Source organism: Micrococcoides hystricis, assembly GCF_042434215.1.
In the GTDB taxonomy this organism is placed as follows: domain Bacteria; phylum Actinomycetota; class Actinomycetes; order Actinomycetales; family Micrococcaceae; genus Micrococcoides; species Micrococcoides hystricis.
In genome coordinates this window covers 95,479-108,927 of sequence record NZ_JBHLUB010000028.1, presented here as the reverse complement: position 1 = coordinate 108,927, position 13,449 = coordinate 95,479, and the positions used below count along the sequence as shown (strand labels likewise).

At 61.2% G+C, this 13,449-nt stretch carries 12 protein-coding genes; 6 read left to right on the top strand and 6 right to left on the bottom strand.

Features of this window, described 5'->3' with window-relative positions; translation table 11 throughout:
* Nucleotides 1–67: 67 nt before the first annotated feature.
* From ACFFFR_RS06785 to ald, 3 genes are all read left to right on the top strand, one after another.
* On the top strand, nt 68–745 hold the full coding sequence (locus tag ACFFFR_RS06785) for a DUF6318 family protein (protein WP_377458987.1): 678 nt from the start codon (nt 68–70) through the stop codon (nt 743–745).
* Nucleotides 746–897: 152 nt separating this feature from the next.
* On the top strand, nt 898–1,731 hold the full coding sequence (locus ACFFFR_RS06780) for a PKD domain-containing protein (RefSeq protein ID WP_377458986.1): 834 nt from the start codon (nt 898–900) through the stop codon (nt 1,729–1,731).
* A gap of 129 nt (nt 1,732–1,860) precedes the next feature.
* The gene (gene ald, locus ACFFFR_RS06775) at nt 1,861–2,952 is read left to right on the top strand and encodes an alanine dehydrogenase (protein ID WP_377458984.1); all 1,092 of its coding nucleotides are present in this window, start codon (nt 1,861–1,863) and stop codon (nt 2,950–2,952) included.
* A gap of 29 nt (nt 2,953–2,981) precedes the next feature.
* Here the strand turns inward: ald and erm are convergent, their stop codons facing one another.
* Nucleotides 2,982–3,785, bottom strand: a complete 804-nt coding sequence (erm, locus tag ACFFFR_RS06770; RefSeq protein ID WP_377458982.1) for a 23S ribosomal RNA methyltransferase Erm — start codon at nt 3,783–3,785, stop codon at nt 2,982–2,984.
* Nucleotides 3,786–4,159: 374 nt separating this feature from the next.
* Here erm and ACFFFR_RS06765 point away from each other — a divergent pair, with 374 nt between their 5' ends.
* The 3 genes from ACFFFR_RS06765 to ACFFFR_RS06755 are packed head-to-tail and all read left to right on the top strand — an operon-like array spanning nt 4,160 to nt 6,151.
* Entirely contained in the window at nt 4,160–4,549 is a 390-nt protein-coding gene (locus tag ACFFFR_RS06765) for a GntR family transcriptional regulator (RefSeq protein WP_377458980.1), read from the top strand.
* Nucleotides 4,527–5,444 carry an ABC transporter ATP-binding protein gene (locus ACFFFR_RS06760; RefSeq protein ID WP_377458978.1) on the top strand — a complete coding sequence of 306 codons (918 nt, stop codon included), beginning with the start codon at nt 4,527–4,529 and terminating at the stop codon, nt 5,442–5,444. Before ACFFFR_RS06765 ends, ACFFFR_RS06760 begins: the two co-directional genes overlap by 23 nt.
* The gene (locus tag ACFFFR_RS06755; protein WP_377458976.1) at nt 5,441–6,151 is read left to right on the top strand and encodes a hypothetical protein; all 711 of its coding nucleotides are present in this window, start codon (nt 5,441–5,443) and stop codon (nt 6,149–6,151) included. Before ACFFFR_RS06760 ends, ACFFFR_RS06755 begins: the two co-directional genes overlap by 4 nt.
* Before the next feature lie 67 nt (nt 6,152–6,218).
* On the opposite strand, the gene gatB is transcribed toward ACFFFR_RS06755, so the two are convergent.
* From gatB to ligA, 5 genes are all read right to left on the bottom strand, one after another.
* Nucleotides 6,219–7,715, bottom strand: a complete 1,497-nt coding sequence (gene gatB, locus ACFFFR_RS06750; RefSeq protein WP_377458975.1) for an Asp-tRNA(Asn)/Glu-tRNA(Gln) amidotransferase subunit GatB — start codon at nt 7,713–7,715, stop codon at nt 6,219–6,221.
* Nucleotides 7,716–7,757: 42 nt separating this feature from the next.
* The gene (gatA, locus tag ACFFFR_RS06745) at nt 7,758–9,254 is read right to left on the bottom strand and encodes an Asp-tRNA(Asn)/Glu-tRNA(Gln) amidotransferase subunit GatA (RefSeq protein WP_377459031.1); all 1,497 of its coding nucleotides are present in this window, start codon (nt 9,252–9,254) and stop codon (nt 7,758–7,760) included.
* Nucleotides 9,255–9,341: 87 nt separating this feature from the next.
* Nucleotides 9,342–9,638, bottom strand: a complete 297-nt coding sequence (gene gatC / locus ACFFFR_RS06740) for an Asp-tRNA(Asn)/Glu-tRNA(Gln) amidotransferase subunit GatC (RefSeq protein WP_377458973.1) — start codon at nt 9,636–9,638, stop codon at nt 9,342–9,344.
* A gap of 76 nt (nt 9,639–9,714) precedes the next feature.
* Entirely contained in the window at nt 9,715–11,157 is a 1,443-nt protein-coding gene (locus ACFFFR_RS06735; RefSeq protein ID WP_377458971.1) for an inositol monophosphatase family protein, read from the bottom strand.
* Nucleotides 11,150–13,444 (bottom strand): NAD-dependent DNA ligase LigA, encoded by a 2,295-nt coding sequence (ligA, locus tag ACFFFR_RS06730; RefSeq protein WP_377458969.1) that lies wholly within the window; start codon nt 13,442–13,444, stop codon nt 11,150–11,152. Before ligA ends, ACFFFR_RS06735 begins: the two co-directional genes overlap by 8 nt.
* Nucleotides 13,445–13,449 lie beyond the last annotated feature (5 nt).

The window sequence follows — 13,449 nt, the reverse complement described above, 5'->3', positions numbered from 1 at the left end:
ATCGAAAGACGTGGCTAAAGTGGTGCCCACCTGAAAATTAGTGACTGCCGCCACGTTGGAGATTCTTGTGAAGTTGACGAAGCGAATCTTGGCATTAGCCTTGGCTGCTCCCCTATTTCTCGTAACTGCCTGCGGTGGCGACGACACTCCGGAGCAGACACCATCTCCGGAAAGTTCTAGCTCTGCTTCTGAAACTCCCAAATCCGGAGAATCTCCGGCCAAGAATGAATCGTCTCCAGCTACAGCCAAAGAATACAAGCCAGCTACGCTTGAGCATCCTGCGCAAAACGTTCCCGTCCCCAAGTATCCGGAAGCGGGCAAGAAGGACAACAAGGAAGGTCGAGAAGCGGCTGTTAATTACTTCATCGATGGGTTGCTCTACGCCAAACAAACAGGCAAAAGCACTGTCCTAGACGAGGTTTCGTACCCCGATTGTCATGAGTGCTGGATGTATCAAAGCAACGCGGAAAAATTCTACGAATCCGGAGGATGGGTCATCAGTGGCCCTGATATTTCAAGAAAGTTCCAAGAACAACCCGAGGCTGATGAAAAAGGCCAATACCGAATTAACTACGTAACGGTCGAGCATGAAAATACCGTGGTCTACCCAAAGGAGACCGGACGAGAGCCTCAAATTGACAAATCGAGCGAAGCAAAAGGAACTATTTGGGTTCAGTATTGGCCGGAGAAAAAACGGAATGTCGTCATGAAATTCCAGAGCTACTCGATTGAAGAAGTCGAATGATTCGATTTACTTCGCTGATCTTGTGTCTGGGAGCAGCCGTTGCCCAGACACCTGTTCCAGAGTCAGACTTTAGCAGCAACATGATGGGTTCTGGGGCGCAAGTTGAAGGAAAAACTCATAGCGTCATCGTGAATGAAAAGGCGTCTCCTGCGATGACTTATTTCGATGGTGCGCCCGTCCCTAAAAAGCAGCAACAAGCCCATCAGCCTGTGGCGCCGAAGAAGCCGCCGACGGTTTCGTTGCCGTACTGCACCCAGCTATCAGAGACTGATGCCCTTGATGTTGAGTGCATGCAAACCGATCTAGGTCTATGCCCTGACGGACAGTACCTGATGGTGGAATACCGGATCGGGAACAACAACACCAAGATCCCAACCGGTCATCAATGGTGCAGCGCCACCGATGATGTTGAAGCAGCCCCCGGCACCGTAGTCGAACCAGCCGAAGGCCAAACCGTCCAGATCGTCGTCACCCTTGAGGACCTGCAAAAGTTGAAGGTTTCGCCCACGAAGGTGTTGTCTGCGAATTTTAAGCGCGAGGGCAAATACGTCGGGTTGCGCAAGCAACCGATCCATATGTGGACCGAAGCCGGGGAAATCACCCGAACCATCACCATGCTGGGCCAGCAGGTTCAGATCAAGCTCACCCCGGTGTCGTATCTGTGGGATTACGGAGATGGCAGCACCCAAACCACCACCACCGGTGGCGGGGCCGTGGACAGCACCTTTGAAGGTGAGACCAAGACCAGTCACGCCTACACCGAGACCGGCACCTACACCGCCCAAGTCACGGTGTCATATGGCGGACAATTCCGGGTCGGCGCTGGGGAGTGGGTGCCCGTGGTGGGGTTCTTAGAGATCCCTTCGGAAACAGCATCCATGGATATCTGGCGCAAAAAGGTCTACCCGGTCGATGAAAACTGCGACGAAAACCCCAACGGCTTCGGCTGCGACTCCCTCTTTCAGGAAGAGAAACCACAGGGATAGATCAACTTCCGCTTACGCAGAGCACTTGTTTAGGCCGAGCCTTGAATGTGGCGTAGGTTGCAGCGTGGCCCAACTGTGAGCCGGTACACTGGCATCAATTGAACTGCCTGCCGACGATACGGAAGTTATATGTATATTGGTGTTCCCGCTGAGACCTTGAATCAAGAACGACGGGTTGCCTTGACCCCGGCGGGGGTGCGGGAATTAGTCCACGCAGGCCACTCAGTCTCCGTAGAAGCGGACGCAGGGCTTGGCTCCGGGATCACCAATCAGGACTACGAACAGGCCGGAGCCACCGTTGTCGACACGGCAGGCGCTTGGGGCGCCGAGTTGGTTCTGAAGGTCAAAGAACCGACACCGGACGAATTTCAGTTCTTGCGTGCCGACCAAACCGTTTTCGCCTATTTGCACTTGGCAGCCAACCCACGCCTGGTGGAAGAACTAGTCAACTCTGGCACCACCGCCATCGCCTACGAGACGGTGCAGTTGCCAGACCGTTCGCTTCCACTGCTGGCACCCATGAGTGAGATTGCAGGCCGCATGGCCGCCATCGTCGGCTCCTATCATCTGTTCAGCCATCAGGGCGGTTCCGGTCTCTTGGCCCCCGGCGTTCCCGGCGTGCGGCCGGCGAAGTTCTGCGTCATCGGCGGCGGACAAGCAGGCTTGAATGCGGTGAACCAGGCTGTGGCGATGGGCGCCGAAGTTACTGTCCTCGATCTTTCGCTGCAGCGGCTGCGCCACATTGATGAGCTTTACCGTGGCCGCGTCAAGACGGTTGCTTCGAACTCTCTGGAGGTCGAACGCGCTGTTCTGGAGTCCGATGTGGTGATCGGTGCGGTCCTGTTGCCGGGCGCGAAGACCCCGCGTCTTGTCTCAAGCGAGCTTGTTCAGCGGATGCGCCCGGGCTCCGTGCTCGTCGATATTGCGGTGGATCAGGGTGGTGTCTTTGAGGATTCTCGCCCGACTACCCATCAGGAACCGACTTACACGGTGGGAGAAACCATTTTCTACTGTGTCTCCAACATGCCTGGCGCGGTACCCGCTACCTCGACCTCGGCCCTGACAAACGCCACCCTGCCGTACGTGCTGAAGCTGGCCAAACTTGGCATCAAGCAGGCGTTGCGGGCTGATGCGGCCCTCGGGAAGGGACTGGCTGTGGCAGGTGGCAAGATTCAGGCCGCCGAGATCGCTGATCTCAACCCTGAACTGCCACGCGCCTAACCAGCCCCCACCCAGCACACGGAATACGCTTACCGGCGGCGGCCTGAAGGGCCGGTCTTGCGGTTTTTCCCGCCCGAGGCCAATCCGGCGAAAAGCCGCGCCCATTGGTGTGCGTTGATGTCCCGTGGCAGCGCAGTGGCGGCGAGTCCAGCCTGTTGCAATGAGGTTCCTACCGCTGGTCCGGCGTACCCCAAACCCCGCGTCAGGATTTGTCGCAGGCCCCGCCCGCGTGCGGTGAAGACGCTTTTGACGAAGCGCTGGTAGTCACGCCGTTGCGGCTCAGGCACCAGTGGTTTGGCGCGTCGGTGGATGTGCAGCACTCCGCCGTCGACGGTCGGGACCGGGCGAAAATGCTGGGCAGGAACCCGGCCTACCAGGGTGAACTCGTACCACGGCGCGCTTTGGGCCGTCAGCATTGTTGCGCCACCTACTCCGGCACGCTTCCGCGCTACCTCCCACTGCACCAGAATGATGGCGTGCTGCCAGCACGAGCTGGTCAAGAGTTTGCGCAGGATCGGGGTGGTGAGGTGAAACGGCAAGTTGCCGACCACGACGGGTTCGGTGAGAGCCGCATCTAAGATGTCCGCGTGTTCGATGGTGACGCAAGGGAACTTCTTCCGCAGCACTGAGACGTTGTGTTCGTCGATGTCGACAGCCCGCAGGGTACGTCCGAGTCCGGCGAGTCTTGTGGTCAAGGCGCCCCGGCCGGGGCCGATTTCTAGGATTGGGCCCTCGGTGGCCTGTATCTGACGGACTAAAAGGTCGAGGGTTGCCGTGTGATGTAGGTAGTTTTGGCCAAGCTCGTGAGCTCCGCCGTGGATGGATCGAGCCATGTGCGCTCCTGAGAAAAATTGTTCTGGAGCACCCCGAAGGCAGGCCGAAGGCCGAAAAGAATGGATAAGAAAAGCCAAGTTCGAGGTGCTGATGACAGCTTCAGAACATGGCGCGCACGAAGGCGGCTAGCGACTCTATGCGCGCGCTGATGCGCCGCGGTCGCGGTAAACGAGGTTGCGCGCCAAGAATGACGCGAAAACTAATGATCCCATGGACAGAAATGGTATCAGAATGTCTCAGATATGGTTAACGACTGTCGCGGGAGCTGGACAATACGTTGGAGCACACGCTAGGTTAGTTACTACACTAACTAACCAATGAAGCACCTCAGGTCAGTTGCCGAACCTCACCCCCACCGAAGGAGACGGATTGAATGTTTGATGACGATCGTCCCCTCTTTCAACAACTTGCAGACAAAATCACCGCTGGAATTCTGTCTGGAGAGTATGCCGAGGGCACCGCGGTCCCCTCCATCAATGAACTGGCGGCGTTCTACCGAATAAACCCGGCAACGGCGAATAAGGCAGTTAACCTCCTCGTCGCTCTCCACGTCATCGAAAAACGACGGGGCATCGGCATGTTCGTCCTCGCAGGTGCCCGGCAACGGCTCTTGGCAGCTCGCCGACAGGAATTCGCCCTGACCTACATCGAGCCTTTGTTGAACGAAGCGGATCGCCTAGGCATCAGCCTCGACGAACTCATTGACCTCATCACCACCCACACTCGACAGGACCGAGACAATGACCACTCCGACCGCGATTGAAATTTCCCACCTCACGCGCACCTTTGGAAAGACCACCGCTATCGATGACCTCTCTGTCACGGTCGCCAAAGACTCCATCGTCGGGCTCCTGGGCAGAAACGGTGCCGGTAAGACGACCCTCATGGCATTGATCACCGGCCAGGACCGCCCGAGTGCTGGCTCGATCAAGGTTTTTGGCCAAAGTGCCGTGGAGAATCCGCAGGTTCAAGAAAAGATTTCCTTTATCCGTGATAATCAGCGCTACCCGGAGGACTTCACTCCGGCCAAAGCGTTCGCTGCTGCCAAGATTTTCCACCCTCGGTGGAGTCAGGAACTCGCCGAAACCATGATCGATCAGTTCGAGATCCCGGTGAACACGATGATCAAAAAGCTCTCGCGCGGCCAAATATCTTCTGTGGCGTTCACGATTGGTTTGGCGTCCCGCGCCCCGCTGACGTTCTTGGACGAACCGTACCTAGGCCTTGACGCGACAAACCGCAACACTCTTTATCAGGTGCTGTTAGACGACTATTTGCAACACCCGCGCACGTTTATTATTTCCACCCATTTGATCGATGAGATCGACAAGATCTTAGAGCATGTGCTGGTGGTTGACCGGGGAAAGCTCGTTCTAGACGACGAGGTCGATGCCATCCGGCACCGCTACCAATCGGTGTCCGGGCCCGCCGGTATCGTCGCCGAACTGACAAAAGATAAAACGCCGCTATCCACCTTCACTCTCGGTGGGCTCCGTAGCGCCTTGGTGGAACGTAGCTTTGATACGAACCAAGTCGCGACGGCGCAACACCACGGAGCAGAGATCACAACAGCATCGCTGCAGGACGTGGTGGCTGCTCTGGGTGTCCATGAGTCGGCTGCGGAAACCGGCAAGACGCGAGGAGAGGCTCGATCATGAAAACGATGTTCAATGTTACCCAACTACACTTTCTGAATCGTTTCACCGCCTTCTTGGTGCCGGTGCTCCTGCTGCTGTCAGCGGCAGTCTTCGCGGTGCTGATCCATTTTGTGTTGCTCCGGGCAGGTGTGGATTTCAGCGGGATGGGCCCAGATGAGGGTGCCCAGATGAATTTCATGCTCGGCTGGATGCTGGCTGGGTTCTTGGTCTATTTGGGCGTCTCCTCCGTCTCGATGAGTTTCCCCTTTGCCCTGTCGCTGGGGAGTACGCGGCGATCATTCGTCGCTGGCACCTTGTTCTACCACGTTGGTCAGGCAGCCTATCTTGCCGTGCTCATCATCGCGTTGATCGTGGTGGAGAAAGCAACGGGGCACTGGTTTGCTGGGATCCACATTTTTGACATTCACTTACTCGGCGGCGGTGATCTCTTGCGAGCAGGGATCATCGCGTTCTTGGGAACCCTGACCTTTCTCTCCATCGGGGCAGTCTTTGCCGCCGCTTGGTTGCGCTACGGCTCCCGTGGCCCCATCTTCGTGGCCTCTGGCATCGTGATTCTCTTAGCCGGGGTCGGGTTGCTCTTTGCTCCACAATTGATCGAGCACCTCAACAACTTTCAGCTGTGGTGGCTCGCGGTGGCAGCGGCCCTCATCGTCGGTTTTTCGATGCTCGGCCAGTACTTGGGGCTGAGAGGCTCCAGCATCAGGTAGTGACGCAAAAAGGCAGTGGTCCGGATTTTTCCGAGCCACTGCCTTTCGTGCGTTTAGGTGCTGTGTGTTAGCCGTTGATCTTCTCGAGGATGATCTCCCGGACACGGCCGGCATCGGCCTGACCGCGGGTGGCTTTCATGACCGGGCCGATGAGGGCGCCGACGGCCTGCATGTGGCCGTCCTTGATGCGCTGGACAACATCCGGGTTGGCGGCCATCGCTTCTTCCACGGCGGTGGTGAGTGCGCCGTCGTCGGAGACGACTTCCAGGCCGCGGGCAGCGACGATCTCGCCCGGGGTGCCTTCGCCGTCGACGACGTGTTCGATGACCTGGCGGGCGATCTTGTCGTTGATCTTCTTCGCGCCGATCAGCTCTTCGATCTCCACGATGTGGGCCGGGGTGACACCCAACTCGGCAGGGGCGATGTCCTTGGCGTTGGCCAACCGTGCGATCTCCCCCATCCACCACTTGCGGGCAGCGGCGGCGGAAGCGCCGGCGGAGACGGTCTCGTCGATCTCGTCGAGCAGATCGGCGTTGATGACGTCCCGGAACTCTTCGTCGGAGTAACCCCAGGCGGTGTGCAGGCGTTTGCGGCGCTCGGCTGGCATCTCCGGCAATTCGGCCCGGACGCGGTCGATCCACGCTTGGTCAACGACGATCGGCGCTAGGTCCGGGTCCGGCATGTAACGGTAGTCGTCCGCATCGGACTTCGGCCGGCCGGAGGTGGTGGACTTGGTGTCGGCGTGCCAGTGGCGGGTCTCCTGGATGACTTTTTCGCCGGCGTCCAAAATGGCGGCGTGGCGGCCGATCTCGAAACGAACGGCGGCCTCGATGGCACGCAGCGAGTTCACGTTCTTGGTTTCCGAGCGGGTGCCGAACTTGTCCGCGCCCTTGGGCATCAGGGAGACGTTGGCGTCACAGCGGACGTTGCCGCGTTCCATGCGCGCATCGGAAATGTCTAGGGCTTTGACGATGTCCCGGATGGCGGCGACGTAGGCCTTGGCTAGCTCGGGTGCGCGGTCACCGGCACCGACGATGGGCTTGGTGACGATTTCGATGAGGGGAACACCGGCACGGTTGTAGTCCACCAGCGAGTATTCGGAACCGTGGATGCGGCCGGCACCACCGAAGTGGTTGAGCTTGCCGGCATCTTCTTCCAGGTGGGCCCGTTCGATCTCGACCCGGAAGACGGTCCCGTCCTCGAGTTCCACATCCAGGTGGCCGTCGAACGCGATCGGTTCATCGGACTGGGAGGTCTGGTAGTTCTTGGACAGGTCCGGGTAGAAGTAGTGTTTGCGGGCAAACCGGCAGTATTCGGCGATCTGGCAGTTCAGGGCCAGTCCGAGGCGGATGCCATATTCGACGGCCTGCTTGTTGACCATGGGCAGCGCGCCGGGTAGACCGAGGTCTACCTCGTTGACGTTGGTGTTGGGGGCGTCGCCGAACGCGTTGGGGGCGGAGGAGAACATCTTGGTCTTGGTGTTCAGCTCCACGTGCACCTCGAACCCGAGCACGGGGTCATAGGTGGCGACGGCGTCTTCGAAAGCAACGATAGTTTCGCTCATTGAAGTTCTGTACTTCCCGATTCTTGTTCTGAAAAAAGTTTTTTAGGCGTTGGCGGCGGTTTCACCGGGCTGCTGAGCCAGCAGTGGTCCGCCCCACTGATCGGTCAGGATGGACTCAAGTGCGGCGCCGATCTGGTACAGGCGGGCGTCTTCCTTAATGGGGGCCATCAGCTGGACGCCGACCGGCAGGCCGTTGACCAGTCCCGAGGGGACGGAGATGGCCGGGATGCCGGCGAGGTTGACCGGGATGACGGTGACGTCGGCGCGGTACATGGCGGTGGGGTCATCGACCTTGGCACCGATCTCGAATGCGACGGACGGCATCGATGGGGAGATCAGCACGTCCACGTCTTCGAACGCGGCGGAGAAGTCGCGCTGAATCAGGGTGCGGACCTTCTGGGCTTTGCCGTAGAACGCGTCGTAGTACCCCGAGGATAGGGCGTAGGTGCCCAGCAGGACGCGGCGTTTGACCTCGTCGCCGAAGCCGGCGGCGCGGGAGGCGCCCATGACGCGTTCGATGGTCAGCGGTCCTTCGGTTGGGGTGACCCGCTTGCCGTAGCGTACGCCGTCGAACCGGGCCATGTTGGAGGATACTTCCGAGGACATGATCAGGTAGTAGGCGGCCAGGGCGTGTTCGAGGTTCGGCAGGGAGACCTCGTGGCAAGTAGCCCCGGCGTCGGTGAGGGTCTGAATGGTTTCTTTGAACCGTTCGAGAACTTCTGCCTGGTAGCCGTCCCCGCGCAGTTCCTTGATGATGCCGATCTTGACCCCGGTGAGGTCCTTGCCGGAGCGTGCAGCCGCGCTCAGACCGTCGATCGGTTCAGGCAGCGAGGTGGCGTCTTTGGGGTCGTGGCCGGAGAGCAGGTCCTGCAGCAGGGCGGCATCTTCAACGGTGCGTGCGACCGGGCCGACTTGGTCCAGCGAGGACGCCATGGAGATCACGCCGTAGCGGGAGATGGCGCCGTAGGTGGGTTTGGTGCCGACGGTGCCGGTGAAGGCGGCCGGCTGGCGGATGGAACCGCCGGTGTCGGTGCCGAGGGCCAGTGGGGCCTGGTAGGAGCCGACGGCGACGGCGGAGCCGCCACCGGAGCCGCCCGGGATACGGTTGGCGTCCCAGTTGTTGCGGGTCAGCCCGTAGCCGGAGTGCTCGGTGGAGGAACCCATGGCGAACTCGTCCAGGTTGGTTTTGCCCAGGATTGGCATTTTGGCTTCGCGGATCTGCAGGGTGACGGTTGCGTCGTACGGGGAGATCCAGCCGTCCAGGAACTTGGAGGCGCCGGTGGTGGGCATGTCCGTGGTGACGACGAGGTCTTTGATCGCGATGGGGACACCGGCCAGCGGGTGCAGGGCTTCGGCTTCGGCGCCGCCGGCGGCGCGGATGGCGTCGACCTCGCGTGCGGTGGCTAGTGCACCTTCGGTGTTGACGTGCAGGAAGGCGTTGAGTTTGCCTTCACCCTGGTCAATCTCGGCGATGCGGTCGAGGTGGGCTTGGACGAGGGCTTCGGAGGTGAAGTCTTGGGCGGCGAGCCCGGCGGCCATTTCCGCGGCGGAAAGGCGAATCAGCTGGGCGGGCGTGTAGGTGGTGCTCACAGGTGTGCGTGCTCCTTAGATCTGCAGGCGTGCGCCTTATTCGGCGTCGAGAATGGCGGGAACTTTGAACTGGCCGTCTTCGGCATCGGGGGCGTAGGCGACGGCCTGTTCATTGGTGAGCACGTGGGATTCATCATCGTCACGGAACACGTTGGTCAGCGGGACCGGGTGGCTGGTGGCCGGGACGTCGTCGCTGGCCACTTGGCTGATGCTGCCGAAGAGGGTGACCATGCTGGAGAGGTCTTCTGCCATGTGATCCAGTTCAGCGTCGGTCATGTCAATGTGGGCCAGCTCTGCCAGATGGGCGACCTGTTCCCGAGTGATCTCAGACATCAAACTCCTTGTGCGCGTCCTGCCGCACCGGCGCTGATCAACCGGTGGTGAGCAGGAAAAATTGTACGTATTTAGTTTAGTGCTCCGGTACCGGATGCGTAAAAACCCAGAAAGTGTGGTCTTCAATACCCCAGTCCCGTTCCGGTGCTCGGCTGAACCCGGTGGTGCGGTAGAGCTGGTGGGCTGCCGTCATGGTTTCCATGGAGGTCAGCACCACGGTGCGGATGGCCGGGTCGGACGCCGCCAGCTCGAGGACGTAGTTGACGAGGGCCTTGGCGATGCCGTGGCCTTGGTGGTCCGGGTGTACGGCGAGCATCCGGAATTCGAGTTCCCCGTCACCTGCGACCTCGGTGTAGGGCTGGCCGGGGTAGGTGATGAGCATGGACCCGGCGATGACGGGCTCGGCTGGATCGTTGGGGCCGCCGGCTGGGTGCAGTTCGGCCACGACGACGCGGGCGTTCTTGGCGCGGTGCTCGGCGTTGTTGAAGTTCTCCGTGTACGGGTGGCCGGCCGGCAGGTAGCCGCCCTCGACATAGGCGGCGACGGTGAGCTCACCGATGGCCGCGTAATCGGCCGGGGTGGCGTCGCGGATGATCGGGGTGGTGGGGCTGGGCAGCGTGTTGAAGTCGATACTGCCGGCGGCCGACCACGAATCGTTGATGGCCCGCTGCCGCAGGACCGGGGCGCCGGATTCTTCGGCGATGAGCATGCCGGCGGCCCAGTCCCATTCTTGGGTGCCGTATTCGGCGTAGCCATCGAGAGTGCCATCGGCAACCATGCAGAGATCTAGGGCGGCGGAGCCGATCCGGCGGACATCAGCCCCCTGGGCCAGCAGGGTTTCCAGCGCCCGGTATTGGAAGCTGCGCCGGTCCGCCCGGTAGGCGAACCCGGTGGCGATGAGCGCCGCGTTAGCCGGTTGCGGGTTGTAGCTCAGGGGCCGGGCTTTGGTGCCCAAGAGCATCCCTAGTGGGTTGCCGCGCAGGGATGGGGTGCCGGCGATGGATTCAATGTTGATGGCCGGGCAGTGCGGGTAGCGCCACGCGCCGACGCCGGCCACCGCGAACCATGTGGCGCCGAGGGCGGGAGCGGCGACGACGCCGACCTGCCAGTTGCCTTCGGCGTCCGCCACGGCCACCGAAGTGCCGTATTGCGGGATGTTCCGGATGAAGTTGGTGGTGCCATCCAGCGGGTCCACCGACCAGCGGAAGCCGGAGGGGTCGGTGACGGTGGTGTGGCCGTGTTCCTCCCCGGTGATCGCATCGTGCGGCCGGGCCTGGGTGAGGACGTTGCGGACGGCGTCTTCGGCCCGCCGGTCGTAGTCGGTGACCCAGTCCGAACCGGAGGACTTGTTGTCCGCACCTAGGTTCTCGAGCGTGGCGTCCGCGCTCCGGCCAGCCAGCACTGTGGCACCGGACCAGGCCGCCCACAGGGCCACGGTCAGCAGTTCGTCCTGCTGTTGGCTCAGCGTGGCGGCGTCGAAGGCGGTACCGCGGCGGGAGAACGATTCGGTGTTAGGCAAGGGCTTCAGGTCCTTCTGTCAGCAACGTGGTGAAGGCGGCCTCGTCAAGGACGGGCACGCCGAGTTCTTCGGCACGATCGCGTTTGGATCCGGCGGCTGCACCGGCTACCAGGTAGTCGGTGTTCTTGGAGACGGAGCCCGGGGATTTACCGCCGCGGGCCAGGATGGCTTCTTTGGCCGAGTCCCGGGTGTAGTTTTCCAGCGAGCCGGTGACGACAACGGCCAGTCCCGCCAGTGACTGGGGTAGTTCCTCGGTGGCTTCTTCTTCCATCCGGACACCGGCGGCGGCCCATTTGTCGATGATTTCCCGGTGCCAGTCCACGGAGAACCATTCCACGACGGCTTCGGCGATGATGGGGCCAACACCGTCCACGGCGGAGAGTTCCTCTTCGCTGGCGGCGGCGATCTTCGGGATGGACCCAAAGGCAGCGGCCAGAGCCCGGGAGGCGGTGGGACCGACGTGGCGGATAGACAGGCCCACCAGCACGCGCCACAGTTCCTTGGACTTGGCTTTTTCTAGTTCGTCAAAGAGTTTGGTGACGTTGGCCTTGGGCTTGGATGGGGTTTTGGCGCTGCCCTTGGTGAAGAAGTATTTCACCGGTTCGAACTCCCCGGTGGGCTCACCCTTGACGCGTTTTTCCCGCAGGGTGGTGACGTTTTCCAAGTCTTCCACCGTCAGATCGAACAGGTCCGCCTCCGTCGTGAGCGGGGCCGGGGAAGGTTCGTGGGGATCGGTCAGCGCCAAGGCTGCTTCGGCGCCGAGGGCTTCAATATCGAGCGCGGCGCGTGAGGCAAGGTATTCCACCCGCTGGGTCAACTGGGCCGGGCAGGACTTGGCGTTCGGGCAGCGGATATCCACATCGGATTCTTTGGCCGGGGCCAGCACCGCGTCACAGGAGGGGCAGCGTTGCGGGAATTCAAACTCCCGCAGCTCGGTGTTGCCTTCACGCAAGGCCAGCACCGGTCCGACGATTTCCGGGATGATGTCTCCGGCTTTGCGCAGGATGACGGTGTCTCCGATGAGCAGGTTCTTGGCCTTGACCACGTCCTTGTTGTGCAGGGTGGCCATGGCGACGGTGGAGCCGGCCACGAAGACCGGTTCCATGACGGCGTACGGGGTGACCCGTCCGGTGCGGCCGACGTGGACGCGGATGTCCAGGAGTTTGGTGTGGACCTCTTCTGGGGGGTACTTGTAGGCGGCGGCCCAGCGCGGGACCCGGGAGGTGTAGCCGAGCTGGGACTGGGTCTCGAAGTCGTCGACCTTGATGACGATGCCGTCAATGTCGTGGCGCAGATCGTGCCGGTGCTCGCCGTAGTAACGGATGAAGTCGATGATGCTGGTCGTATCTTGCGCTTTTTTCGGCAGCGCTGCCCCGGCGTTGGCTGGTTCGCCGTCGTCGTCGAGCTCACCCAACTCGGTGACGATATGCGAGTACGGGGAGACGGGCAGACCCCAGCTGGCCAGCAGTTCGTAGGTTTCGTGTTGGCTGGTGGCGCTCAGCCCGGTGGCCGCGCCGATGCCGTGGCAGTACATGGACAGTGGCCGTTCGGCGGTGACGGCGGGGTCTTTTTGCCGCAGGGAGCCGGCGGCGGCGTTGCGCGGGTTGGCCATGGGTGGCTTGCCAGCCTCAGCGAGCGCGGCGTTGAACTCTTTGAAGGCGGCCGACGGCATGAAGATTTCTCCGCGAATCTCCACTTCGGCGGGGATGTTCTCCCCTTTGAGCTGGGTGGGGATGTCTTTGATCGTCAGCACATTGTGGGTGACGTCTTCGCCGGTGGTGCCGTCACCGCGGGTTGCGGCCCGCACGAGGGCGCCGTCGCGGTAGAGCAGGTTGATGGCCAAGCCATCGATTTTGACCTCGCAGAGCCAGGCGATCTTCTTGGAGGTAAGTTTGGCGGCGTTGGTGACGGTGCGCTGGTACCAAGTGGCTAGCTCGGAGAAGGAGAACAGGTCCTCCAGCGAGTACATGCGTTCTAGGTGCGTGACCGGGGCGAAGGCTTCGGAGACTTCCCCACCGACTTCTTGCGTGGGTGAATCGTTGGCGACGATGGCCGGGTAGAGTTGTTCGATTTCTTCTAACCGGCGGTACTTTTGGTCGTAGTCCGCGTCGGAGGCAACGGGGGCGTCTTCTTGGTAGTAGGCGACGCGCAGGGTGCGGATCTCGTCAATGAGCGCCAGGTATTCCTCGCGAATCTGCGCGCTGGGCATGGCTGCGGTGGACTTGGCGGTGTCGAGGGCAGCGGTTTCCTGCGCCTGATTCTGGCCTGCGGAAGCAGTGGCATTCATGGGGT